Source organism: Micromonospora sp. NBRC 107095, from assembly GCF_030269705.1.
In the GTDB taxonomy this organism is placed as follows: Bacteria; Actinomycetota; Actinomycetes; order Mycobacteriales; family Micromonosporaceae; genus Micromonospora; species Micromonospora parva.
In genome coordinates this window covers 2,251,487-2,276,141 of sequence record NZ_BSTU01000001.1, presented here as the reverse complement: position 1 = coordinate 2,276,141, position 24,655 = coordinate 2,251,487, and the positions used below count along the sequence as shown (strand labels likewise).

Annotated in this window: 18 protein-coding genes; 1 reads left to right on the top strand and 17 read right to left on the bottom strand. The window is 68.8% G+C overall.

Going from position 1 to position 24,655, the window contains the following annotated elements:
- The first annotated feature begins 169 nt into the window (after positions 1 to 169).
- Positions 170 to 1,549, top strand: coding sequence for a CBM96 family carbohydrate-binding protein (locus QSK15_RS10600; RefSeq protein WP_285793991.1), 1,380 nt, complete (start codon positions 170 to 172; stop codon positions 1,547 to 1,549).
- A 261-nt stretch (positions 1,550 to 1,810) separates the two neighbouring features.
- On the opposite strand, the gene mmsB is transcribed toward QSK15_RS10600, so the two are convergent.
- The 17 genes from mmsB to QSK15_RS10515 form a co-directional block, all read right to left on the bottom strand.
- Complete coding sequence (gene mmsB, locus QSK15_RS10595; RefSeq protein WP_285793990.1) at positions 1,811 to 3,061, bottom strand: multiple monosaccharide ABC transporter permease; 1,251 nt, start codon at positions 3,059 to 3,061, stop codon at positions 1,811 to 1,813.
- Entirely contained in the window at positions 3,058 to 4,596 is a 1,539-nt protein-coding gene (mmsA, locus tag QSK15_RS10590) for a multiple monosaccharide ABC transporter ATP-binding protein (RefSeq protein WP_285793989.1), read from the bottom strand. Before mmsA ends, mmsB begins: the two co-directional genes overlap by 4 nt.
- Before the next feature lie 83 nt (positions 4,597 to 4,679).
- Positions 4,680 to 5,822, bottom strand: coding sequence for a multiple monosaccharide ABC transporter substrate-binding protein (gene chvE / locus QSK15_RS10585; RefSeq protein ID WP_285793988.1), 1,143 nt, complete (start codon positions 5,820 to 5,822; stop codon positions 4,680 to 4,682).
- A 312-nt stretch (positions 5,823 to 6,134) separates the two neighbouring features.
- A complete protein-coding gene (locus QSK15_RS10580; RefSeq protein WP_285793987.1) occupies positions 6,135 to 7,781 on the bottom strand; it encodes a glycoside hydrolase family 27 protein in 1,647 nt (548 codons plus the stop codon).
- A 325-nt stretch (positions 7,782 to 8,106) separates the two neighbouring features.
- Positions 8,107 to 9,090 (bottom strand): LacI family DNA-binding transcriptional regulator, encoded by a 984-nt coding sequence (locus QSK15_RS10575; protein ID WP_209444598.1) that lies wholly within the window; start codon positions 9,088 to 9,090, stop codon positions 8,107 to 8,109.
- A gap of 412 nt (positions 9,091 to 9,502) precedes the next feature.
- Entirely contained in the window at positions 9,503 to 11,608 is a 2,106-nt protein-coding gene (locus QSK15_RS10570; RefSeq protein WP_285793986.1) for a family 43 glycosylhydrolase, read from the bottom strand.
- A gap of 339 nt (positions 11,609 to 11,947) precedes the next feature.
- Complete coding sequence (araA, locus tag QSK15_RS10565; protein ID WP_285793985.1) at positions 11,948 to 13,450, bottom strand: L-arabinose isomerase; 1,503 nt, start codon at positions 13,448 to 13,450, stop codon at positions 11,948 to 11,950.
- Positions 13,451 to 13,476: 26 nt separating this feature from the next.
- A complete protein-coding gene (gene yjfF, locus QSK15_RS10560) occupies positions 13,477 to 14,466 on the bottom strand; it encodes a galactofuranose ABC transporter, permease protein YjfF (protein WP_030333976.1) in 990 nt (329 codons plus the stop codon).
- Positions 14,463 to 15,533, bottom strand: coding sequence for an ABC transporter permease (locus QSK15_RS10555; protein WP_285793984.1), 1,071 nt, complete (start codon positions 15,531 to 15,533; stop codon positions 14,463 to 14,465). Before QSK15_RS10555 ends, yjfF begins: the two co-directional genes overlap by 4 nt.
- Positions 15,530 to 17,071 (bottom strand): sugar ABC transporter ATP-binding protein, encoded by a 1,542-nt coding sequence (locus tag QSK15_RS10550; RefSeq protein ID WP_285793983.1) that lies wholly within the window; start codon positions 17,069 to 17,071, stop codon positions 15,530 to 15,532. The genes QSK15_RS10555 and QSK15_RS10550 overlap by 4 nt, the downstream gene beginning before the upstream one ends.
- Positions 17,072 to 17,259: 188 nt before the next feature.
- Positions 17,260 to 18,264, bottom strand: a complete 1,005-nt coding sequence (locus tag QSK15_RS10545) for an ABC transporter substrate-binding protein (protein ID WP_285793982.1) — start codon at positions 18,262 to 18,264, stop codon at positions 17,260 to 17,262.
- Positions 18,265 to 18,389: 125 nt separating this feature from the next.
- Positions 18,390 to 19,082: an L-ribulose-5-phosphate 4-epimerase gene (locus QSK15_RS10540; protein ID WP_285793981.1), complete on the bottom strand. Its 693-nt coding sequence runs from the start codon at positions 19,080 to 19,082 to the stop codon at positions 18,390 to 18,392.
- On the bottom strand, positions 19,079 to 20,761 hold the full coding sequence (araB, locus tag QSK15_RS10535; RefSeq protein WP_285793980.1) for a ribulokinase: 1,683 nt from the start codon (positions 20,759 to 20,761) through the stop codon (positions 19,079 to 19,081). Before araB ends, QSK15_RS10540 begins: the two co-directional genes overlap by 4 nt.
- Before the next feature lie 630 nt (positions 20,762 to 21,391).
- Positions 21,392 to 22,180 carry an ABC transporter permease gene (locus QSK15_RS10530; protein ID WP_285793979.1) on the bottom strand — a complete coding sequence of 263 codons (789 nt, stop codon included), beginning with the start codon at positions 22,178 to 22,180 and terminating at the stop codon, positions 21,392 to 21,394.
- Positions 22,177 to 23,154, bottom strand: a complete 978-nt coding sequence (locus QSK15_RS10525; RefSeq protein ID WP_285793978.1) for an ATP-binding cassette domain-containing protein — start codon at positions 23,152 to 23,154, stop codon at positions 22,177 to 22,179. Before QSK15_RS10525 ends, QSK15_RS10530 begins: the two co-directional genes overlap by 4 nt.
- A 33-nt stretch (positions 23,155 to 23,187) precedes the next feature.
- A complete protein-coding gene (locus QSK15_RS10520; protein ID WP_285793977.1) occupies positions 23,188 to 24,030 on the bottom strand; it encodes a DUF4097 family beta strand repeat-containing protein in 843 nt (280 codons plus the stop codon).
- Between the two features lie 71 nt (positions 24,031 to 24,101).
- Positions 24,102 to 24,626, bottom strand: coding sequence for a hypothetical protein (locus tag QSK15_RS10515; RefSeq protein WP_285793976.1), 525 nt, complete (start codon positions 24,624 to 24,626; stop codon positions 24,102 to 24,104).
- Positions 24,627 to 24,655 lie beyond the last annotated feature (29 nt).

Genomic DNA, 24,655 nt, shown 5'->3' with positions numbered 1-24,655 from the left:
GCGGTGGGCACAACGGACCGTCGGTGGCATCCGGGCGAGGACCGGGTGAACGGCTTTCCAACAGCGAGGTGTTCGCCTGCCAGGACGCGGTGTTCATCCGCCCGTCGCCCGCCGGCTCATCGACCTACCTACATTCCTTGCGCTCTTCCCACGAGGTAAGGAGTCCTGGATGGACATTCGATTCCCCCGTCCGTCGGTGACGCTGGGGTTGGTCACGGTGATCGTCGCCGCGACCGCCGCCGTCGTCGTGACCGGCGCCGGCGCGGCGTCGGCGGCGAGCGTGACCTTCACGCCGGTCGCCGACACCTACGTCCAGAGCGACACGGCCACCACCAACTACGGCACGTCCACTCAGGTCGTGGTCGACAACTCGCCGGTGCGGCGCTCGTTCCTGCGCTTCACCGTGAGCGGTGTCAGCGGCACGGTGACCGCCGCCAAGCTGCGACTGCGCACGATCAGCGGCAACAGCGGCAGCGACGCCGGCGGCACGTTCCGCCGGATGTCCAACACCACCTGGTCGGAGACCGGCACCACCTGGAACAACCAACCGGCCATCGACGGGGCCACGCTCGGCACGATCGGCGCGGTCAGCGGCAACACCTGGTACGAGGTCGATGTCACGGCCGCGGTCACCGGCAACGGTACGTACAGTTTCGGCGCCACCTCGACCAGCGGCGACGGCGCCTACTACGACACCCGCGAGAGTGGCGCCGACGCCCCGCAGCTGGTGGTCACCACCGGGACCACCACGCCGCCCCCGTCGGGCGACCCGGTCTTCGTCGGCGCCGGCGACATCGCCGACTCGGGCTCCGGCGACAGCGCCACGGCGGCGCTGCTCGACACCATCCCGGGAACCGTCTTCACCACCGGCGACAACGTCTACGACAGTGGGACGGCGTCGCAGTTCAACAGCTACTACGAGCCCACCTGGGGTCGGCACAAGTCCCGTACCCGCCCGTCGCCGGGCAACCACGACTACAACACGTCGGGCGCGACCGGCTACTACAACTACTTCGGTACGTCCGCCGGCCCAAGCGGTCGCGGCTACTACTCGTACGACCTCGGCAACTGGCACATCGTGTCGCTGAACTCGAACATCAGCATGTCGGCCGGCTCGGCGCAGGAGCAGTGGTTGCGTGCCGACCTGGCCGCCAGCGGCAAGCCGTGCACGCTCGCGTACTGGCACCACCCGCTGTTCACGTCCAGCTCCAATCACGCGCCGTCGACGTCGACGCGTCCGCTGTACCAGGCCCTCTACGACTACAACGCCGACGTCGTGGTGTGGGGGCACAACCACGTGTACGAGCGGTTCGCCCCGATGAACCCGGCCGGTGCCGCCGACTCGAGTCGAGGGCTGCGCAGCTTCGTCGCCGGGATGGGCGGTGCCGGCCACTACGGCTTCGGCACCATCCAGCCCAACAGCGAGGCGCGCAACAGCTCGGCGTGGGGTCTGCTGAAGTTCACCCTGCACTCCAACAGCTACGACTGGCAGTTCGTCCCGGTGGCCGGCCAGACCTACACCGACACCGGCACCACCTCCTGCCACTGACCGCGCGATCCCGCTGCGCCGTCAGCGGCGCAGCGGGGCCCTCGCTCCCCTGGCCGATGGAGCCCGCTCGATCGCGGCGACCCGCGCGGTTCCACGCCGAGATCTTGGACAGTTTCCGTTCCGGCTGAACGGAAACTGTCCAAGATCTACGAAAATCGCCACGTCCCCGTCCAGGGCGACACGCGACGAACGGCACGCGACCAGACGACGTGTGCCCCCGCCCGGAACGCGGGCAGGGGCACACGGGCGTACGGCCGGGCGTCAGCGGGACGTGCCGGCGCGACGCTTGTTGTAGACGTCGAAGGCGACCGCGACGAGCAGGACGAGGCCCTTCACCACGGACTGGGTCGACTGGTCGATGCCCATGAGCTGCATGCCGTTGCTCATCACCGCCATGATCAAACCACCGACCATCGCGCCCACCACGGTGCCCACGCCGCCGGTGACCGCCGCGCCGCCGATGAAGGCCGCGGCGATCGCGTCCAGCTCGAACATGTTGCCCGCGGCGGGCTGGGCGCCGTTGGACCGCGACGAGTAGATGACGCCGGCCACCGCCGCCAGGAAGCCCATGTTGACGAACATCCAGAAGTTGACGGTGCGGACCTTCACCCCGGACAGCGCCGCCGCCGACAGGTTGCCGCCGATCGCGTAGACCTGGCGGCCGAAGACCGTACGCCGGGTGAGCAGGCCGTAGACCAGCACCAGGACCGCCAGGATGATCAGCACGATCGGCAGCCCTCGGGCGTGCGCCAACTGCCAGGCGAAGTACATGAGGACCGCGCCGACCAGCACGACCCGGGCGACGAACAGCGGGAACGACTCGACCGGCTGCTGGTAGCGGATCCGCGCCACGCGGGTGCGGAAGCCGCTGACGGCGTAGCCGGCCACGGCGATGGCACCGATCAGCAACGTGAAGGCGTCGAAGCCCTCGCCGCCGAGCAGGCCGTTGAGGAAGCCCGCCGCGACCTGCTGGTACTCGGAGGGGAACGGCGACAGCGAGATGTTGTCGAGCACCCGCAGGGTGAGACCCCGGAACAGCAGCATGCCGGCCAGGGTCACGATGAAGGCCGGAATGCCGGCGTACGCCACCCAGAACCCGTGCCAGGCGCCGACCGCGACACCGACGATGAGCGCCGCCACGACGCCGATCCACCAGGGGTGGCCCTGCTGGATCACCAGGACGGCGGAGACCGCTCCGGTGAGCGCGACGACCGATCCGACCGACAGGTCGATGTGCCCGCCGATGATCAGGATGACCATGCCGATCGCGAGGACCAGGATGTACGAGTACTGAAGGACGATGTTGGTGATGTTGCCGGGGCTCAGCAACACCCCGTCGGTCAGGACCGCGAAGAGCGCGACGATGACGACCAGGGCGACGTAGATGCCGCTCTGCCGCAGGTTGTTCAACACCAGCGCCCGCAGGTCGTTCGTCCCGCTGTGCAGGGCTGCGGTGGGTGTGCTGTCCGGGGGCGTGGGGCGCTCCGTCGAAGGGGTCTTGATGCTGGTCATCCGACGAGCTCCTTGTCCTTGGTCATCAGCTCCATGAGGCTCTCCTGAGTCGCCTCGGCCACCGGCATCTCGCCGGTGATCCGGCCGGCGGCGAGGGTGTAGATGCGGTCGCACATTCCGAGCAGCTCCGGAAGCTCGGAGGAGATGACGATCACCGCCTTACCGGCCGCCACCAGCCGGTTGATGATCGTGTAGATCTCGTACTTGGCGCCGACGTCGATACCGCGGGTCGGTTCGTCGAGGATCAACACGTCCGGGTCGGTGAACAGCCACTTCGACAGCACCACCTTCTGCTGGTTGCCGCCGGAGAGCTTGCCGACCACCGCCATGACGCTCGGCGTACGGATGTTCATCTCCTTGCGGCTCGTCTCGGCAACCTTGATCTCCTCGTTGCCGTTCACCCAGCCCAGGCGGGACAGCCGGTCCAACGCGGCGGCGGACACGTTGCGCCGCACGTCGTCGATGAGGTTGAGCCCGTAGCGCTTGCGGTCCTCCGTGACGTAGGCGATGCCGTTGTCGATCGCCTCGGCGACCGTACGGGCCTGCACCTCCTTCCCGTGGACGAAGAGCCGGCCCCGGATGTCGCGCCCGTAGGACCGGCCGAACACGCTCATCGCCAGCTCGGTGCGACCGGCTCCCATGAGGCCCGCGATGCCGACGACCTCACCGGCGCGTACGGACAGGCCGACGCCCTCGACGACCATCCGGTCCTGGACCGGGTGTCGCACCGTCCAGTCCTCGATGCGCAGGACCTCTTCGCCGGGGGACGACTCGCGGTCGGGGTAGAAGCTGTCCAGGTCGCGCCCGACCATGCCCCGGATGATCCGCTGCTGGTTCACGTCGTCGGACGTCATGTCGAGGGTCTCCACCGCGCGCCCGTCGCGGATCACCGTGGTGGAGTCGGCGATGGCGGTGATCTCGTTGAGCTTGTGCGAGATCATGATGCAGGTGATGCCCTGCTCCTTGAGGGCCCGCAGCAGGTCGAGCAGGTGCGCCGAGTCGATGTCGTTGAGCGCGGCCGTCGGCTCGTCCAGGATGAGCAGGCGCACCTTCTTCGACAGCGCCTTGGCGATCTCCACCAGCTGCTGCTTGCCGACGCCGAGCTGGATGACCGGGGTGACCGGGTTCTCGTGCAGCCCGACGGATGCCAGCAGCTTCGCCGCTTCGGCGTTGGCGAAGTTCCAGTCGATGAGCCCGCTGCGGCCACGCCGCTCGTTGCCGAGGAAGATGTTCTCCGCGATCGACAGGTACGGCACCAGGGCGAGCTCCTGGTGGATGATGACGATGCCGTTGGCCTCGCTGTCGCGGATGCCGCGGAACTGCATCGGCTTGCCGTCGAAGAGAATCTCGCCGTCGTACGAGCCGGACGGGTAGACGCCGGACAGCACCTTCATCAGGGTGGACTTGCCGGCGCCGTTCTCACCGCAGATGGCGTGGATCTCGCCGCGGCGCACTGCGAGGGTGACGTCCTCCAGCGCGGTCACGCCGGGGAAGGTCTTGGTGATGCGACGCATCTCGAGGATGGTGTCGTCCATGGTCACTGTCCTCCGTCAGGTCTGGACGCGGTACACGCCCAGGCGTCGGGCCCGGCGGATGACCGCCGGGCCCGACGAGTGGCTTACTTCTTGGCCTGACCGGCGGCGACCTCTTCCGCCGTCCAGTAGCCGGAGTCGATCAGCGTCGCCTTGATGTCGTCCTTGTAGACGGTCGCGATCGGGAGCAGGTACGCCGGGACGACCTTGACACCGTTGTTGTACGTCTCGGTGTCGTTGGCCTGCGGCTGCTTCTTCTGCAGGAACGCCTCGGCCGCGTTCACGGCCTGCTCGGCCAGCAGTCGGGTGTCCTTGAAGACCGTCGAGCTCTGCACGCCGTCGTTGATCAGCTTGATCGAGGCGATCTCCGCGTCCTGGCCGGTCACGACCGGGAGCTTCTTCGCGCCCTTGCCGTAGCCGGCGTTCTGCAGGGCGGTGATGATGCCCCGGGAGATGCCGTCGTACGGCGACAGCACCCCGTCGACCTTCGAGCCGTCGTTGTAGCTGGAGGTGAGCAGGTTCTCCATCCGCTTCTGCGCGGTCTCCTGCTGCCAGCGCAGGATGGCGACCTGCTCGGGGGTGGTCTGCTTGGACTTGACGACCAGCGTCCCGTCCTCGATGAACGGCTTCAGGGTGTCCATCGCGCCGCCGAAGAAGTACTGGGTGTTGTTGTCATCCAGCGACCCGGCGAAGAGCTCGACGTTCAGCGGCCCCTTGGCCGTGCCCTTCGAGCCGTCCTTGTTGAGCAGGCCGAGACCGACGAGCAGCGCGGTGCCCTGGGCGACGCCGACCTTGTAGTTGTCGAAGCTGACGTAGAAGTCGACGTCCTTGCTGCCGCGGATCAGCCGGTCGTAGGAGATGACCGGGATCTTCGCGGCTGCGGCGGCCTGCAGCTGGCTGCTGAGCGCCGTACCGTCGATCGCCGCGAGGATGAGGACGTCCGCGCCCTGGGTGATCATCTGGTCGACCTGCTGCGACTGCGTGGGGATGTCGTCGCCGGCGTACTGGAGGTCGACCTTGTAACCCTTGGCCTCGAGCTTCGACTTCACCGCGTTGCCGTCGGCGATCCACCGCTCCGAGGTCTGGGTCGGCATCGACACACCGATGGTCAGATCACTGGGCTTCTCGTCGCCGGTCTTCTCACCGCTGCCCGCACCCCCGCCGCTGCATGCCGCCAAGCTCAGCGCCAGTGCCGCGCCGCCGAGAGCGACCAGGAATTTCCTGCCCACCGGCTTCTCCTCTCAGGACTCCCCCGCCGACTGCCCGGGGCCAACTGTCATCTTTCGGGTAGTGTTAGCGCTCACAAACATTGCGTCAACACCTGATCCGAAATACCGGTGTCACGGTCTCGTAACGGAGCATCCAGGCGAGCCTAGCCATACGACCGATCAGCCGGAAGGGCAGGACGCGACAACTCAGCGTGGTCGTCCACGGCACCGACAGACCGGTGCCCGCGGTCGACGTCTGCCGTCCGCGGGCACCAGCACTACCGTCGGATCAGGTGGGTCGCCGCGACCTTGTCGGCCGGCGGACCCGATCGGCTACCGCTGCGACCACCGCTGGTTCGCCGCACCGGTGCAGGTCCAGAGGATCACTGTGGTGCCGTTGGCGGTGGCGTTGTTGTTGACGTCCAGGCAGAGCCCCGACTGCACGGCGCTGATCGTGCCGTTGGCGTTGACCGCCCACTGCTGGTTGGCCCCGCCGTTGCAGTCCCAGATCTGCACCTTGACGCCAGCCGTGGCGTTGAGGGGCGCGTCCAGGCACTTGCCGAGGGCCTGCAGGGTCTGACCGCTGCGGGTCCAGCGCTGGTTGGCGGCACCGTTGCAGTCCCAGATGACCGGCTGGGTGCCGTTGGTCGTGTTGCTGTTCGGCACGTCGAGGCAGCGCCCGGAGGCCGCGCTGGCATACGCGCTCGACGTGGTCGGCGGCGGCGTCGTCGTGCCGCCACCGCTGACCCGGTACACCACGGTGCCGTGCGCCGGGACGCTGGCGCTGATGGTCCCGTTGCTGGAGCTGGTGCCGCCGGTCCACGCGTCCACCAGCGTGAACGACGAGCCGGACTTGCCGATGGCCGCGGCGGTGGTCGAGATCGTCGTCGTCGAGCCGCCCTGGTTGAACAGGGCGACGGCGACGTCACCGTTGGCGAGCCGCTTGGCCAGCACCCGACGCGTGCCGTCGAACGACACCTGCGTCCCCTGCAACCCGAGCGAGTCCTGGTTGATGGCGATCAGGTTGGCGTTCTTGAGGATGGTCTGCGTCGCGGCGTTCATGTTCCGCACGTCGTTGCCGGCGATCAGCGGAGACGCCATGATCGCCCACATCGCGAAGTGGCTGCGCATCTCCGTGTCATTCATGCCACCCCGGCCGACCTCCATCATGTCGGGGTCGTTGAACCCACCCGGCCTCGCGTACGACGCCAGCGGAACGGTCACGTTGATGATGTTCTGGATGCCCATCGGGTAGCCGTTGGTCTGGCCGGTGTCCCACGCGTTGGTGATGTCCTCGGTGGTGCGCCACATGTTGGCCACGTCGCCCCAGTTGCGCTGCGGGCCGGTCTTGGCGTGGATGCTGTTGGGGTTGATGCTGTAGACGATCGGCCGGCCGGTGGCGGCCAGCGCGTCACGCATCTTGGCGAAGGTGGCCACCTGGTCGTTGATGCTGCCCTCCGGCGAGCACCAGTCGTACTTGAGGAAGTCGACGCCCCAGGCGGCGAACTGGCGCGCGTCCTGTACCTCGTGACCACGGCTGCCGGTCGCGCCCGGGTAGGAGCCGAAGTACTGCGCGCAGGTCTTGTCGACCGGCACCTGGTAGAGGCCGAACTTCAGGTTCCGGGCGTGCAGGTAGTCGCCGAGCGCCTTCATCCCGCTGGGGAACCGGCCGGGGTCGCCCTGGATGTTGCCGGAGGAGTCCCGGTTGGGATTGAACCAACAGTCGTCGACGACGACGTAGTTGTAGCCCAGGTCCCGCATACCGCTGCTGACGATCGCGTCCGCCGTCTGCCGGATCAGCGCCTCGTTGATGTTGCAGCCGAACGAGTTCCACGAATTCCACCCCATGGGGGGAGTGCGCGCCACGCCGTTGTCCAGTGCCTGCGCCGTCGGGGCGCGAAGGCCGACCAGTGCGCCGGCGATCAGTATTCCGGCGGCCAGTACGCTCCCCCAGCGACGACCTCGGGTAGTGCGGTTCATCGAGCCTCCTTGTCGGTGGCGCCCGGCCGTGACTACGATCTCCGGTTGGTGCGCCGATAGTTGTGCGCCAATTTTTGTTAGCGTTAACAGAGACGCCCATCATGTTACGGCGACATTTCACGAGGTTCAATACCTTCACGATGTCGTATCGCCCGAGGTCGATTGACTACACTGCGCGACGCATCGAGACACGTCTTATCGGCGACGTAGCCGCAAACTGCCGCACGCCGACACCGACACCGACGCCGGCCCACACCCGCACCCGCACCCGCTCAGCGGACAGCCGCGGCGGGACCGATTCCCGCCGCTGGGGCACCGCTTGTCGTCAGCGCGGTGGGGCGACACTCTGGCGGGCGACCAGAGCCGGGGCGACGGTCTGCCGCAGCGCCCCGCCGGTACCCGACTCGATCTGCGACAGCAACATCTGCAGGCTCGCCCGCGCCACCGCGTCGAAGTCCGGTCGGACGGTGGTCAGCGGCGGAATGAAGTACGCCGCCTCCGGCACGTCGTCGAAGCCGACCACACTGATCTCGTCCGGCACCCGCCGGCCGAACTCGTGCAGTGCCCGCAGCACGCCCAACGCGAGATGGTCGTTGGCGGTGAAGACGGCGGTGACCTCCGGCATCCGCGCCAACATCTGCCCGCACCGGTAACCCGACGCGGCCGACCAGTCCCCCGGCATCGGCGGCGGCGGATCCAGCCCGGCGGCCAGCAGCGCCTGCCGCCAACCGTCGATCCGGCCGACGCTGTCGAACCAGTCGGTCGGGCCGGAGACGTGCCAGACGGTGCGGTGCCCGGCGTCGAGGAGATGTTGCGTGGCCGCCCGGGCTCCCGCCACCTGGTCGACGGTCACCAGCGGCACCGGCCGGCTCGGATCGCCGTCGACAGTGACCAGCGGGACGTCCTTGGGTAGGCGCTCCAGCGCCTCACCGGCCGACTCGACCGGGGCGATGACCACGATGCCGGCGACCCGGTGCGACAGGTGTCGCTCGACGGCCGCCGAGATGGACCGGTGGTCGAGATTGCGCACGCTGCCGACACTGACCGCGAAACCCTCTTCCGCGGCGGTCTGCTCCAACGCGGCCAGCAGCGACGCCGGGCCGTAGAGCGTCGTGTTCTGCGCGACCACACCGATGACCTGTGATCGGCCGGTCACCAGGGCGCGCGCCGCGCCGTTGGGGCGGTAGCCGAGTTCGGCGATCGCCGCGCGCACCCGGAGCCGGGTCTGCTCACGGACGTTGGGATGCCCGTTGAGCACCCGCGACACCGTCTGATGGGAGACACCGGCGAGACGAGCAACGTCCGTCATCGCGGGACCGTGGACGGCCATTTCACTCCCCCCGCTACATCTCCGGCCCGCGGCCCGTCGACGTCGACTGGAGCGGCCCGGCCCGATCCCCCTCGCTCAGTCACCACGCCGGTGCTGAATCCCAGGTGACCAGCGCTGGATCGCCGACAGTCTACGCCAGCAACCGTCCTGAACACGGCACGGCTCTGTCGGGTCTGCGTAACCCGCCCACGCCGTACCACCCTGCCCCCACCGGAGGTGCGCGCCAGCCGGTGCGGCGCAGGGCCCCCGACGTGGTACGCCGGCCTGCCCGCGCTCCTGGACAGAGCGTGGAGCAGGCCGGCGCAGGCCCGACGCGGTGGCGCCGACTCGACATGCCGTACGGCGTGCGGGGCCGGCGCCACCGGTCAGACCGGACGTCGTGTGACTGGTGTCACGGCGTCGTCAGGTCGAATCGCCGCACGGTGACCGCGCCACCGAGCGCCTGTGTCGCGTGGTTGAAGATGGCGAACCGGTAGCCCATGAAGAACTGCCAGTTGTTCGCCAGCGTCAGGGCGTTGCCGAACGAGGTGAAGTTGACCCCGTCGGTGCTGTACGAGAAACGGGCCTGCCGCCCGGAGCCGGGTCTGATGTCGGCGTTGGCACGCAACCAGATCCGGCCACCGGAGACGGCGGTGCTCGCCACCTCGCTGCCGGTGCTGGTGGTGTTCCAACTGCCGTCCATGGTCAGGCCGTTCTGCATGACCAGGCGGGTGGAGCCGTTGTCCCGCCGGACGCCGATCCAGGCCGAGGAGTTGCGCAGTACCGCCAAGCCGGTGCGGTCACCGTCGCGCATGGTGGAGTAGTCCAACTCGATCGTGGCGGTCGAGGTGGGTCCCTGAATGCGGTGGGTCAGCGTGTTGCGGGCCTTGTACAGGTCGCCGGTGACGGTGGCGGTCTGCAGGTTCAGGCCGTTGTTGACCGACCACTTGCTGTTGTCCGGATTGTGGTTCCACTCCCACTGCGGGCCGAGGGTGGTGCCGGCGAACGTGTCGGTGCCGGTGAGCGGCTTGACCGCCCGGGGCGGCGCGGGCAGGTTCGGCTTCGGGTACGAGCTGCCCCAGGCGCCGTTGACCGTCTGCAGCACGGGCCAGCCGTCGCCGGTCCAGGTGATCGGGGCCAGCGCCGGCATCCGACCACCGGGGTACGCGTCGACGAACGACATGTAGTACCAGTCGCCGTTCTGGGTCTGCACCAGCCCACCCTGGTGCGGCACGCCGCCACCGGAGATCGGACCGGGCAGGTTGAGCAGCACCTGACGCTGCTCGTACGGGCCGAACGGGCCGTTCGTCGACTTCAGCACGTACTGGCCGTTGGCCGGGCGGGTGAGCCAGATGTAGTAGGCGCCGTTGCGCTTGTAGAACCGGGCACCTTCCAGCGTGCCGATGCTCGACGGCGTCTGGTACACCTGCTGCGCGCGCACCTGGGACTTCCCGTCGGCGGAGAGCTGGGCCACGCTGATGGTGCCGTTGCCGTACGCGATGTACGGCGTGTCGTTGTCGTCGAACAGCAGGCCGGCGTCGTAGTAGCAGTTGGGGATGGTGGTGTGCTTGCTCCACGTGCCGTCGACGGCGGACGCGGTGTAGATGTGCGTCTGCGCGAAGTCGATGCACCCGGCCCAGTAGTACTGCCTGTTGCTCGGCCGGTAGTTCAGCGTCGACGCCCAGATCCCGTCGACGTACGCGTTACCGCCGCTCATGTCGTACTTCGACCCGAAGTCGAGTCGGGGCACGGCGTGCCCGGCGAACTCCCAGTTCACCAGGTCGTAGGAGCGCAGCACCGGCGCGCCCGGCGAGTAGTGCATGGTGGACGACGTGAGGTAGTACGCGTTGTCGACCCGGATGATGTCGACGTCGGCGAAGTCCTGCCAGATCGCCGGGTTCGAGAAGGTGCCGTTCGACGGGGGCGGCGTGGTGGGGTTGCTCCCGCCGTCGACGCGGACGAACTGCCACTGCTGGTTCGCGCCGTTCCAGTCGTCGTACTGCACGATGTTTCCGCCGTCGGCGGTCGAGGCGCTCTGCACCTCCATCACCTTGTTGCTGTTCCGATTGATCAACCGGACGTAGCCGCCGTCGGAGTCGGCCAACCGGAACTGCTGGTTGGTGCTGTTGTTGTCGGTCCACTGCACGATGCTGGCGCCGTTGGCGGTCGAGAAGCCCGAGACGTCCAGCACCTTGTTGGACAGCCGCGACTTCACCCGGTAGTAGCCGCCACCGGAGTCGACGAACTGCCACTGCTGCTGGTTGCCGTTGTTGCGGGTCCACTGCGTGATCCGCGCGCCGTCGTTGGTCGCCAGGTTGTACACGTCCAGGGCCTTGCCGCTGTTGCGGTTCACCAACACGTACCAGGCACTGGTGTCGACAGTCGCCGCTGACGCGGGTGCCGAGGCGACGGCTGCGGCCGCGCCACCGACCACCAGTGTCATCGCGGCGACGGCAAGTCTCGACAGCCACCCGCGCCGACGCGGCGCACCCCGGGGAACCCGACCGATGGAAAGCATGATCCTCCTCTGCTGACGTCAACCGAGCGATCTGGGTCGGCGTCCGTGGCACCGGGCGGGGCACCGAGCTGACCGACGTCCGGCCATGTGATCGCTAACACCGCCAGCCCGACAGTCGCGGCGATGAGCTGCCGCAACCGGGAGAGGTGGAACGCGCGCGTGGCCGGACAGTCAAAGACATCGACCATCTTGGCTATAGACTGTGAGCGATAACATGCTGTTAGTCAAGCCGTAACACGGCCGCCTCGCGGCACGCCGGGACCACACGCGAACGGGTGGTCCACCCCAGCCGCAGGCAGGGATGGACCACCCGTGTCGAGCGCGATCGGAGCGCGCGAATCAGAAGCCGCGGGCCAGCCGGTAGTAGGCCTGGTTCCAGCGGATCTCGTCGGCGAAGCGGCGCGGCTGCGTCTCGGCGTCGATGACGACGAGCTCGGTGCGGCTCATCTCCGCCAGGTCGTGCAGCTCCTCCACGCCCACTGCCTGCGACAGCACCGTGTGGTGCGGGGCGCCAGCGGTGATCCACGCCTCGGCCGAGACCGGCAGGTCGGGGCGCGGACGCCACACGGCGCGGGCCACCGGCAACCGGCGCAGCGGCTGCGGCGGGGACACCACGTCGATCTCGTTGGCCACGAGCCGGAAGCGCTCCCCCATGTCCGCCAACCCGAGCACCACCGCCGGACCGGGTGCCGCGTCGAACACCAGCCGGACCGGGTCCTCCCGGCCACCGATGCTCAGCGGGTGGATCTCCACGTTGGGCACGTCCGACGCGATGGTCGGGCAGACCTCCAGCATGTGGGCGCCGAGCACCAGCTCGTTGCCCGGGGTGAGGTCGTAGGTGTAGTCCTCCATGAACGAGGTGCCGCCACTCACGCCCACCGACATCGCCTTGAGGGTGTGGACCAGGACTGAGGTCTTCCAGTCGCCCTCGCCGCCGAAGCCGTAGCCGTCCGCCATCAGCCGCTGCACGGCGATGCCCGGCAGCTGACGCAGCCCTCCGAGGTCCTCGAAGTTCGTCGTGAAGGCCCGGAACCCACCCGCGTCCAGGAAGGCGCGCATGCCCAACTCCAGGCGCGCGGCGTAGCGCAACGCGTCGTGCTGATCGCCGCCGGGCAGCAGCTCGCCGACGATGCGGTAGGTGTCCTGGTACTCCTTGACCAGGTCGTCCACCTGCGCGTCGGTGACCTCGCCGACCACCTCGACCAGGTCGTTGACGCCGTAGGTGTTGACCGAGACCCCGAACCGCAGCTCGGCCTCGACCTTGTCGCCCTCGGTCACGGCGACGTCGCGCATGTTGTCACCGAAGCGGGCCAGGCGCAGCGACCGCATCGCCGACCACCCGATCGCGGCCCGCGCCCACGCCCCGATGCGGGTGGTCACCCGCGGGTCACTGACGTGCCCGGCCACCGTCTTACGCGCCACACCGAGGCGCGTCTGGATGTACCCGAACTCGCGGTCGCCGTGGGCGGCCTGGTTCAGGTTCATGAAGTCCATGTCGATGTCGTTCCACGGCAGCAGAACGTTCGCCTGGGTGTGCAGGTGCAGCAGCGGTGTCTGCAACGCGTCCAGACCGGAGATCCACATCTTGGCCGGCGAGAACGTGTGCATCCAGGCGATCACCCCGACGGCACCCTGAGCGGCGGCCTCCCGGCAGACCTGCAGGATCTCACCACTGTTGGTCAGGACGGGCTTCCAGACCACGCGGGCGGGAATCTGCGGTGAGTCGTCGAGTGCTGCCGCGATCTGGCGGGACTGCTCAGCCACCTGGCGGAGCGTCTCCTCGCCGTACATGCCTTGGCTGCCGGTGAGGAACCAGATCTCGGGTTCGGTGTGTGGTGCCATGGGGTTGCCTTCCGCGAGAGGGGCGGTCACTTGTAACGGATTCCGATGAGACGCTGCAGGAGGATGAACGCGAAGAGCAGGCCGCCAATCACGATCTTGGTCCACCAGGAGTTGAGGCTCCCATCGAAGGTGATGAGGGTCTGGATCACGCCCAGGACCAGCACGCCGAGCACCGTGCCGAAGACGTAACCCGCGCCACCGGTGAGCACCGTGCCACCGATGACGACGGCGGCGATGACGTCCAGCTCCATCCCCACGGCGATCAGCGGCGCGCCGGAGAGGGTGTAGAAGGACAGCAGGATCCCGCCGATGGCCGAGCACAGACCACTGATCGTGTAGACGGCGATCCGGGTCCGCCCCACCGGCAGGCCCATCAGCAGCGCCGACTGCGGGTTGCCGCCGATGGCGTACACGTTGCGCCCCAGCCGGGTGTAGGCCAGCACGTACGCGGCGATCGCGACCACCACGAAGGCGATCAGCACGCTGATCGACACGAAGTTGCCGCGCGGGTTCCCGATCCGCTCCTGCGACATCGCCGTCCAGAAGCCGTCGGTGATCGGGATCGACGCGCCGGAGATGAACGTGCACATGCCCCGGGCGAAGAACATCCCGGCGAGCGTGACGATGAACGGCTGGATCTCGAAGAAGTGGATCACGCAGCCCATCAGCAGACCGAGCGTCGGGCCGATGAGCAGCGCGATGACGAGTACCAGCGCCGCCGGCATGCCGTCCTGAAGCAGCGCGGCCGACACCATCGCCGTCATGGCGACGACCGAACCGACCGACAGATCGATGCCACCGGTCAGGATCACGAAGGTCATGCCCACCGCGACGACGAGCAGGAAGCCGTTGTCGATGAACACGTTGAAGATGACCTGGACGTTGGAGAACGCCGTGTACTGCGAGACACCGATGCCGTACATCACCAGCAGCAGGGCGAGCGTCGCCAGGACCGGTATCTGCTTCCTCGGCAGCCGGAACCGGTTACGACCGGCGGTAAGCGTTCCAGTGGTCATGCCGGCACCTGCTCCTTCGGCTTGTCGGCGACGGGGGCGGGCGGCGGGGCGTTGCGCCTGCGGCGGGTGAACCGGGCCCGGAAGGCCGGCGCCTGGATGAGGCAGACGGCGATGACGACGACCGCCTTGAACAGCAGCGACGTCTGCGGCGAGATGTCCATCGCGTACACGGTGGTGGTCAGGGTCTGGATGATCAGCGCCCCGATGATGGTGCCGCTGAGGAAGAACCGGCCACCCGCGAGGGAGGTGCCGCCGATGACGACAGCCAGGATCGCGTCCAGCTCGACCCAGAGGCCGGCGGCGTTGCCGTCGGCACTGGAGACGTTGGCAGTCATCATGAAACCGGCGACCGCGGCACACGCGGCGCTGATCACGTACGCGAGGAAGATGACCCGGCCGGACCGGATGCCGGCCAGCCGACTGGCCACCGAGTTGCCGCCCACCGACTCGATGATCATGCCGAGCGCGGTGCGACGGGTGAACGCGGCGACGAGCAGCGCCGCGGCGAGAGCGATGAAGATGGCCAGCGGCAGGGTCAACGCGTGGCCCAGGCCGATCGCCCGGTACGGCTCGGAGTTGATGGTGATGATCTGACCCTCGGTGATCAGCTGGGCGAGACCCCGGCCGGCGACCATCAGGATCAGGGTGGCGATGATCGGTTGGATGCCGATCACGGCCACCAGCACCCCGTTCCAGGCGCCGAGCACGAGCGAGACGCCCATCGCCAGCGCGAGGGCGGTCGCCACCACGGCAATGCTGCTCTGGTCGGGCTGCTTGCTGATGTACATGCAGGCGATCGCGCCGCTGATCGCGCAGAGCGAGCCGACCGACAGGTCGATGCCGCCGGTCGAGATGACCAGGGTCATGCCCAGCGCGACGAGGATCAGCGGTGCGCTCAGCCGCAGGATGTCGATCGGCGTGCCGTACAGGTGCCCGTCCTTGAGCTCGATGGACAGGAACCCGGGCCGGTAGATCGTGTTCGCGGCGAGCATGACGAGCAGCACTGCGGCGGGCCAGAACAGCCGGTGTCCGGTCATCGCCCGATAGCGGCTCATGGTGTCGTTCATCGGTCTGCCTCCTCCCGGTGGGATCCGCTGGCGATGGTCTGCATGACGCGCTCGGCGTCGAGGCTCTCGTCGTTGGCGAGCTGCGCGACCATCTGCCGGTCCCGCATCACGGCCACCTTGTGGCTCAGGCGCAGCACCTCCTCCAGCTCGGCGGAGATGAACAGCACCGCCATGCCCCCGTCGGACAGCTGCGTCACGAGCTTCTGGATCTCGGTCTTCGCGCCGATGTCGATGCCCCGCGTCGGTTCGTCGAGGATCAGCAGCCGTGGCTCGGTGATCAGCCACCGGGCCAGGAGCACCTTCTGCTGGTTGCCGCCGGAGAGGTTGCGGACCGGAACCTCCGGGTCGGCGGGCCGGATGTTGAGGGCCTTGACGTACTTGTCGACCAGCTCGTCCTGGCGACGACGTGGAATGGGCCGCAGCCAGCCGCGCGCCGCCTGCATGGCGAGGATCATGTTCTCGCGCACCGACAGGTCGGCGACGATCCCCTCCGCGCGGCGGTTCTCCGAGCAGAAGCCCACGCCGTGGTCGATCGCCTGGGCGGGGGTGCGCAGGCTGCTCGCCGTGCCGTCGACAGCTACCTGACCCCCGTCGCTCCGGTCGGCCCCGAACAACAACCGCGCGACCTCGGTACGCCCCGAGCCCAGCAGGCCGGCCAGGCCCACCACCTCGCCGGCGTGGATGGTGAGGCTGAACGGCTCGACAGCGCCCGCCCGACCGAAGTTCGACACCGCCACCAGGGGGGTGCCCTCCTCTAGGGTGGCCAGGTCCCGCCGGGAGTGCTCCTCAATGCCCTCCAGGACGTCGAGCTCCTTGCCGATCATCTTCTCGACCAGGGACAGCTGGGGCAGCTCAGTGGTGAGGTACTCGCCGACCAGCCCGCCGTTGCGCAGCACGGTGATCCGGTCCGCGATCTCGTAGACCTGGTCGAGGAAGTGGGTCACGAACAGGATGGCGATGCCCTCGTCGCGCAGCTGCCGCATGATCCGGAACAGCTGCGCCACCTCGTCGGCGTCGAGGCTGGACGTCGGCTCGTCCAGGATCAGCACCCGCGCCTTGATGTCGATCGCGCGGGCGATGGCGACCATCTGCTGGATCGCCAGGGAGTACGAGCCGAGCGGCGCGCTGACGTCGAGGTCGAGATCGAGGCGGGCCAGCAGGGCTCGGGCGCGGCGGCGAACCTCGCCCCAGCGGACCGCGCCGAAAACGCGAGGCTCACGGCCGATGAAGATGTTCTCCGCCACCGAGAGATTGGTGCAGAGGTTGACTTCCTGGAAAACGGTGCTCACACCGGCGGCGGTCGCCTGCATCGGCCCGGTGAACGACACGGGCTCGTCGTGGAGGGTGATCGCGCCCTCGTCGGTGTCGTAGACACCGGTGAGCACCTTGATGAGGGTCGACTTGCCGGCGCCGTTCTCGCCCATCAGGGCGTGCACCTCGCCGGGGAAGAGCCGGAAGTTGACGTCGTGGAGTGCGCGCACCCCGGGGAAGGACTTGCTGATCCCGGTCATCGTCAGGACCGGACGGCTATCCGTCATCCCATCAGACCTCTTCTGGGTTCTCGACACGGAAGGGCCGCCACGCCCCCGCGACGCCCGCCCGGTCGCCCCTGGAGGTCGCTCGGGCGGGCGTGGTACGGAGGTCGTCGCGGGCCAAGCCCGGTCCGTTTCGGGTAGGGAGGCGACGCGGCGGGGCCGCCACGCGAGCGCGGCGACCCCGTCGTCGATCAGTACTTACGGTTGGGCAGAGCTTCCTTCGCCTGCTCCTGCGTGAAGGTGGTCTCCTCGGTCTCGATCCGAGCCGGCACCTCCTCGCCCGCGTGGACCTTCTTGGCCAGGTCCATCAGCTGCGGGCCGAGCAGCGGGCTGCACTCCGCGATGAAGTTGAACTTCCCGTCGGCGAGAGCCTGCATGCCATCCTTGACGGCGTCGACGGTGATGATGGTGATGTCCTTGCCGGGCGTCTTGCCGGCCGCGGTGATCGCCTCGAGCGCGCCCAGACCCATGTCGTCGTTGTGCGCGAACAGCACGTCGATCTTCGGGTACGCCTTGAGGAACTGCTCCATGACCTGCTTGCCGCCGGCCCGGGTGAAGTCACCCGGCTGCGAGGCGATGATCTTCAGGTTCGGGTTGGCGGCGATCGCCTCACCGAAGCCCTTCTTGCGATCGTTCGCCGGCGCCGCACCGGTGTTGCCCTGCAGTTCGACGATGTTCACCGGGCCCGACGCGCTCTTCTTCTGCTCGACCAGCCACTCACCGGCGAGGCGGCCCTCCTTGACGAAGTCCGAGCCGAGGAAGGTCTTGTACAGCGACTTGTCCGCCGAGTCCACCGAGCGGTCGGTCAGGATGACCGGAATGCCGGCGTCCTTGGCCTCCTTGAGCACGGTGTCCCAGCCGGACTCCACCACCGGCGAGAAGGCGATCACGTCGACCTTCTGCTGGATGTAGTTGCGGATCGCCTTGATCTGGTTTTCCTGCTTCTGCTGAGCGTCGTCGAACTTCAGCTCGATCCCCGCGGCGGCAGCGGACTCCTTGATCGAGGTGGTGTTCGCGGTACGCCACCCGCTCTCCGCCCCGACCTGGGAGAAGCCCATCGTGATCTTGCCGTCGTCCTTGGACCCGCCGCCGCCGGTGTCGCTGTTACCGCAGGCCGCCACGCCGCCGACCAGCAGCACGCTGGCGAGGACCGCGGCAGCGCGCCACGGAGCGGACTGCATTCGCATCTTTCCCATCGAATCTCCTTGGTGGATGTGGTGGGTAACCGCGACCGACCGCCGAGGTGCGAGAGAGCGGCGTACGCGGGTGGTGCGTGCTGGTGCGCGTGGTGCAGACCGACGGGTCCGGGGTTCGGTGAGGGTCAGGAACCCGCCGGTGCGACTGGTTGTTGGCCGTAGACGTTCTGGTAGCGGTCGTAGAGCGAGTCGATGTCGGCCTGTGCCATCGGGACCGGCCGCCCGAGGGTGTGTGCCAGGTGCGCGGTCCGGGCCACGTCCTCGCACATCACCGCCGCCTTGACCGCCGCGCGGGCGTCGCGGCCGATGGTGAACACGCCGTGGTTGCGCATCAGCACCGCCGGCGAGCGGTGCCCGGCGAGTGTGGCCACGATGCCCTTGCCGATGTCGTCGCCGCCGATCAGCGCGAACGGACCGACCGGGATCTCCCCGCCGAACTCGTCGGCCTGCGCCGTGAGGTGGCAGGGGATCGGCTCGCCGCACGCCGCCCAGGCGGTCGCGTACGAGCTGTGCGTGTGGACGACACCACCGACCTCGGGCATGGCCCGGTAGACGTAGGCGTGGGCGGCGGTGTCGCTGGACGGGGCGAAGTCGCCCTCGACGAGAACGCCGTCGAGGTCGCACACCACCATCGTGGCCGCGGTGAGGTCGTCGTAGCTCACCCCACTCGGCTTGATCACCATCAGGTCCTGACCGGGAACCCGCGCGGAGACGTTGCCGGACGTCCAGGCGACCAGGTTGTACCGGGTCAGCTCGGCGTGCAGGCGGGCGACGGTCTCGCGCAGCTCGCCGATCTGTCGGGTCACCTCGGCGTTCACGCCACCACCTCCAGCGGTGTCTCGTGTGTGGTGGCGGCGGTCTCGACCGCCGCGTTACGGATCGCCCGCAGGCGGAGCATGACGTCGTTGCCGCCACGACCGAAGTGGTCGTGCAGCGCCCGGTACTCGGCGTAGAGGGCGTCGTAGGCGCGGGCCCGCTCGGGGTCCGGGCGGTAGACGGCCTCGTGCACCCGACCCATCGCCTGCGACGCCTCGTGGATCGAGGGGAACTCACCGGCGGCAACCGCGGCGTGGATCGCCGAGCCCAACGCCGGCCCCTGCGACGAGGCGATGATGTTCAGCGGACGCCTGGTCACGTCGGCGTAGATCTGCATCAGCAGCGCGTTGTTGGTCAGACCACCGGCGATCACCAGGTCGTTCACCGGGACTCCGGCGTCGACGAACGCCTCGATGATCATCCGGGTGCCGTACGCGGTGGACTCCAGCAGGGCCCGGTAGATGTCCGCTGGCCGGGTGGCCAGGGTCATCCCGACGATCATGCCGCTGAGGTCGTGGTTGACCAGCAGGGACCGGTTGCCGTTCCACCAGTCCAGCGCGATCAGGCCGTGCGCGCCGACGGGCTGACTCGCGGCCAGCTCGGTGAGGCGCTCGTGCGAGTCGATGCCGGCCGGGGCGGCGTGCTCGACGAACCAGCCGAAGATGTCGCCGACACCGCTCTGCCCGGCCTCGTAACCCCACGCGCCGGGGCTGATGCCGCCGTCCACGACACCGCACATACCGGCCACCTCGGCGACCTCCGCGCCGTTGACCACGTGGCAGGTCGAGGTGCCCATGATGGCGACCAGTCGACCGGGCTGCACCGCCTGCGCGGACGCCGCGGTGACGTGCGCGTCGACGTTGCCGACGGCCACCGCGATCCCCTCCGGCAGGCCGGTCCATGCGGCGGCCTGGGCGGTGAGCGCGCCGGCGCGGGCACCGAGGGGCAGCAACGGGCCGTCCAACTTGGACACGAAGTCACCGAAGTTGGGGTTCAGGGCGGTCAGGAAGTCCTTGGCGGGATACTGACCGTCCTGCAAGATGCCCTTGTATCCGGCCGTGCAGACATTGCGGGTCTCGGTGCCGCAGAGCTGCCAGACGATCCAGTCGGCCGCCTCGATGAAGCGCTCGGCCCGGTCGTAGACCTCCGGGTCCTCCTCCAGGATCTGCAGGCCCTTGGCGTACTGCCACTCGGCGGAGATCTTGCCGCCGTACCGGCCGATCCACGGCTCGGCCCGCTCGTGGGCCAGCGCGTTGATCCGGTCCGCGTGCGGCTGCGCGGCATGGTGCTTCCACAGCTTGACCCAGGCGTGCGGTCGGTCGCGTAGCTCGGGCGTCTCGCACAGTGGAGTGCCGTCGGCGAGCGTCGGCAGCACGGTGCAGGCGGTGAAGTCGATGCCGATGCCGACCACCGCCGTCGGGTCCACCCCTGCGGCGGACACCGCCGCCGGCACGGCGTACCGCAGCACGTCGCGGTAGTCCTGCGGGTTCTGCAGGGCCCAGTCCGGGGGTAGCGCTCGACCTCCCGGCAGCGCCGTGCTGATCACGCCATCGCCATACTCGTGCACCGCGGTCCCCAGTTCGGCACCGTCGCCGACACGGACCACCAGAGCTCGCCCGGACAGGGTGCCGTAATCGACACCGACGACATAGCGGTCGTCAGCTCCGTCCACACGGTTCATGTTCACCTCCACCGTTAACGGGGATAGTGTTAACGCTCACATCCAGCCTCGTCAAGACATCTACCCGCAACAGCTCCGTAACGGAACGCGGAAGGCGGACCGACTCGGGAGGGTTGATAGCGGACCGGTGCAAAGCGCACCATTCCGGCGGCAAGTGCGCCGATCAGGTGCCGAACGGGGCCTTGCTGCGGAGCGGACGCCCACCAAACGACCGTCGACAGGCGGGGCGACAGGTGCGGGGCGCCGGACAGTGCGGGACGACCGTCCGATAGCGACCACCTAAACTTTCGGTGGCAATGGCAGCGATAACATCATCCAGCCCGAGCGTTCCCCCGCCCGGATCCGCGCCGCTGCCGTCAATGACCATGCGGGCTCATGGGTGAGCGCTCCGCACGGGTGGCCCCGCCCAGCGCGCAACCGGGCGACGCGGCCGTGTTATCGATAACATTCAACGTCTTGATGTGCTCTCGCCGCCCGGGTCGGGCAGCGGCGGGACACGTGCTCCACAGCCCGGTCAGGTGCTCGCGCCGCCGCACCCGCAGGCCGCGCGACACCACGAACCGGCGGCCCGCCCCCCTGGGCCGAACCGCCGGTTCCGCGTGCTGATGGCGAGACCGCGCGCCGGTCGGGTCAGCTCGTCCGGTTGCGGTTGTAGAGCGACTTGGCCCAGAGGAAGCAGGCCACGGTGATGACGGCGCACCAGACGACGGCGATGGTGGCGTTGTTCCCGATCCCGGTGCCCAGGAGCAGGCCGCGAAGGGTTTCCATGACGGGCGTGAAGGGCTGGTAGTCCGCGAACCACCGCACGGCGGCCGGCATGGAGTCGGTGGGGACGAACCCGCTTCCGAGGAACGGCAGCAGGATCAGCGGCATGGGCAGGTTGCTGGCCGTCTCGACGCTGTCACTGACCAGACCGAGGGCGACGGACAGCCAGGTGAGCGCAAAGGTGACCATGGCGAGGACACCGACCGCGGCGAGCCACTCGACCGGGTTGGCGGTGGGCCGGAACCCGACCAGCAGCGCCACGACGATGACGGCCGCGAGGCTGAGCATGGTCTGGACGAGGCTGCCCAGCACGTGACCCGTCAGGACCGACGGTCGGAAGATCGACATCGTCCGGAACCGGGCGATGATCCCCTCGGTCATGTCCATCGCGACAGAGATGGCGGTGCCCTGCGCGGCACTGACCACCGTGATGAGCAGGATGCCGGGGGTGACGTAGTTGGCGTACTGGGAGCGGTCGCCGGACGGGCCGAGGCCCGCGCCGAGCGTGCCGCCGAAGACGTAGACGAAGAGCAGCAGGATGATGATCGGGATGCCGATGAGCAGGAACGTCATCGACGGGTACCGCCGCATGTGCAGCAGGTTGCGCCGCAGCATGGTGCTCGAGTCGCGGACAGCGAGGGAGAGGGTGCTCATCGCGCGGAGGCCCTTTCGTGATGGGTCCGGCCGGCCCGGGTGTCCGGCTGGCCGGTGAGGGTGAGGAAGACGTCGTCGAGGTCGGGGGTGTGCACGGAGAGCCCGGCCACGCTGATCGAGGCGCTGTCGAGCTGGTCGAGCAGGGATCGCAGTGACCCGACCCCACCGTCACTGGGCACCTGGAGGGTGAGCGCCGCGTCGTCCCGGGTGGCCGCCCGCAACGTCCGGGCCGCCGAGTCGAGCCCTTCCTGGTCGGCGAACTGCAACACGACGTGACCGCCCGGGATGAGCCGCTTGAGCTCGCGTGGTGTGCCCTCGGCGATCAGACGGCCGTGGTCGAGGAACGCCACCCGGTCGGCGAGCTGGTCGGCCTCCTCCAGGTACTGCGTGGTGAGCAGGATGGTGACGCCCTCGGCGACGAGCGCCCGGATGATGTGCCACATGGCCCGGCGGCTGCGCGGGTCGAGGCCGGTGGTCGGCTCGTCGAGGAAGATGACGCGGGGCTCGCCCACCAGGGTCATCGCCAGGTCGAGCCGCCGGCGCATGCCACCGGAGTACGTCGACACCGGCTTGCCGGCCGCCTCGGTCAGGTCGAACTGGTCGAGCAGGTCGGCGATCCGACGCCGTCCGGCGGCCCTGCCCAGGTGACACAGGTCGGCCATCAGGGTCAGGTTCTCCCGGGCGGTGAGCAGGTTGTCGACGGCGGAGAACTGGCCGGTGACGCCGATCAGCGCGCGTACCGCGTCGGGCTCCCGGGTCAGATCGTGGCCGAAGATGCGCGCATCGCCGCCGTCGGCCCTGATCAGGGTGGAGAGGATCTGCACGGTGGTGGTCTTGCCGGCCCCGTTCGGACCGAGCAATGCGAAGATCGTGCCCTCGGTGATCATCAAGTCGACGCCGTCCAGGACGACCTTGTCGCCGTAGGACTTGCGCAGGCCGGTGGCGACGATCGCGGGGTTCATGGAGCTGGTCATGGTCTCCTCATTCGGGATCGGGTGCGGTGGGGGTCAGGCGCGGCGGATCATGATGTCGCCGTAGGAGGTGTTCGCCCGGACCTCGACCGTCTCGTCGGTCTGCGCCGGGCTGCCGGTCGACTCCAGCGCGTTGTGCACGCGGCCATGCTTGGAGCTGACGTCGAGCCAGGCGGCGGTCCCGCGACGGATGCCGACCTCGATGGCGCCGTACGAGGTCTGCACGTCGATCGCGCCGCGGGCGACCTCACCCAGCCGAAGGTTGCCGTAGGCGGTACGGGCCGTCACCGAGGCCAGCGACGCGTCCACGGTGATGTCGCCGTAGGCCGTGTTGATCCGGACGTCGCCGCCGCTGCGGCCGATCCAGCAGTCGCCGGACGAATTCTTGATCTCGGCGGTGCCGTCGACCGCGCCGATGCGTACCTTGCCGGACGAGGCCTTCACCCGGGCGGGTCCGAGGACGCGCTCGACCGCGACCTCGCCGTGGCTGCTGTCGATCTCCAACGGCCCGGTCTCGTCGAGCCGGATGCCGCTGCCGGTCTTGATCCGGCACTCGCCGAGCCGGCCCTCGCAGCGGAACGCCGCCCACGACGCCTCGGCGTGCACCCGCGACCCGGTCGGCACCTCGACCAGGACGTCGACCGACGGCCCGGGGCCGAACCCGTAACGGCGCCAGCTCCTGGGCACCCGGATCATCAGTTGCCCGGCGGCGAACTCGACGGTGGTCTGATCGGCGGCGCTCACGTCGGCCTTGCTCGACGGGTCGCGGGGGCGCACGGTCACCACCGTGTCGCTGCGGTCGCTCGCGGCGATCCAGGCGTCGCCGATCGGCAGCTCGATCTGGACGGAAATCGGTTCTGGCGTCTCGAAAACAGGCATGGTGGTCTCCCGGAAGGTGGTCGGCGACGCTTGCCGCTGGTCAGCGGCGCGGCGGAAGGGGGTACGGGAAGTCAGCGGGCCCAGCCGGTGAAGCGCTGGCCGGAGGTTGGCTCCACCCGGCGCGGCGGACGACGTTCCGGGTCGCCCGCCCCGATGGCACCGGCGACGGCGCGCACCAGCCAGGCGTTGACCGAGAGCCCGGCGCGCCCAGCGGCTTCCTCGACGCTGGCCTTCAGGTGGTCGGGCAGCCGGAGGTTGATCCGCGAGGTGCCGCCCTCGTCGCCGTCGGGCGCGGACACCGGCACCGCCAGCGGTGGCGGGCCGCTGGACTCGCTCGCCAGCTCGACCGGCGGGCTGGCCGGGGTCACCACGAAGTCGGGCTCGCGCCCGCGCAACCGAACGTGCACCGAGCCCGGCGCGAGGTCACGAGTGATCTCGTCAGCCGCATCGGAGAGCGCTTCGAGCAGCGTGAGACGGGTGGCCGCCTCCAACTGCGTGAAGAGCCGTTCGGCCAGCACCCGGGCCTCCGGGTCCACACCCTCCGCCGCCACGGCGAACTCGTTACGCAGGTTCTCGACGTATGACCTCAGCTCCATGGCACCATGATGGCATCACTTTGGCTCAG

Coding starts and splice junctions, on each gene's coding strand:
- QSK15_RS10600 (WP_285793991.1), top strand. CDS start 170: ATGGACATTCGATTCCCCCGTCCGTCGGTGACGCTGGGGTTGGTCACG.
- mmsB (WP_285793990.1), bottom strand. CDS start 3,061: ATGACCAGCATCAAGACCCCTTCGACGGAGCGCCCCACGCCCCCGGAC.
- mmsA (WP_285793989.1), bottom strand. CDS start 4,596: ATGGACGACACCATCCTCGAGATGCGTCGCATCACCAAGACCTTCCCC.
- QSK15_RS10580 (WP_285793987.1), bottom strand. CDS start 7,781: ATGAACCGCACTACCCGAGGTCGTCGCTGGGGGAGCGTACTGGCCGCC.
- QSK15_RS10575 (WP_209444598.1), bottom strand. CDS start 9,090: ATGACGGACGTTGCTCGTCTCGCCGGTGTCTCCCATCAGACGGTGTCG.
- QSK15_RS10570 (WP_285793986.1), bottom strand. CDS start 11,608: ATGCTTTCCATCGGTCGGGTTCCCCGGGGTGCGCCGCGTCGGCGCGGG.
- araA (WP_285793985.1), bottom strand. CDS start 13,450: ATGGCACCACACACCGAACCCGAGATCTGGTTCCTCACCGGCAGCCAA.
- yjfF (WP_030333976.1), bottom strand. CDS start 14,466: ATGACCACTGGAACGCTTACCGCCGGTCGTAACCGGTTCCGGCTGCCG.
- QSK15_RS10555 (WP_285793984.1), bottom strand. CDS start 15,533: ATGAACGACACCATGAGCCGCTATCGGGCGATGACCGGACACCGGCTG.
- QSK15_RS10550 (WP_285793983.1), bottom strand. CDS start 17,071: ATGACGGATAGCCGTCCGGTCCTGACGATGACCGGGATCAGCAAGTCC.
- QSK15_RS10545 (WP_285793982.1), bottom strand. CDS start 18,264: ATGGGAAAGATGCGAATGCAGTCCGCTCCGTGGCGCGCTGCCGCGGTC.
- araB (WP_285793980.1), bottom strand. CDS start 20,761: ATGAACCGTGTGGACGGAGCTGACGACCGCTATGTCGTCGGTGTCGAT.
- QSK15_RS10530 (WP_285793979.1), bottom strand. CDS start 22,180: ATGAGCACCCTCTCCCTCGCTGTCCGCGACTCGAGCACCATGCTGCGG.
- QSK15_RS10525 (WP_285793978.1), bottom strand. CDS start 23,154: ATGACCAGCTCCATGAACCCCGCGATCGTCGCCACCGGCCTGCGCAAG.
- QSK15_RS10520 (WP_285793977.1), bottom strand. CDS start 24,030: ATGCCTGTTTTCGAGACGCCAGAACCGATTTCCGTCCAGATCGAGCTG.
- QSK15_RS10515 (WP_285793976.1), bottom strand. CDS start 24,626: ATGGAGCTGAGGTCATACGTCGAGAACCTGCGTAACGAGTTCGCCGTG.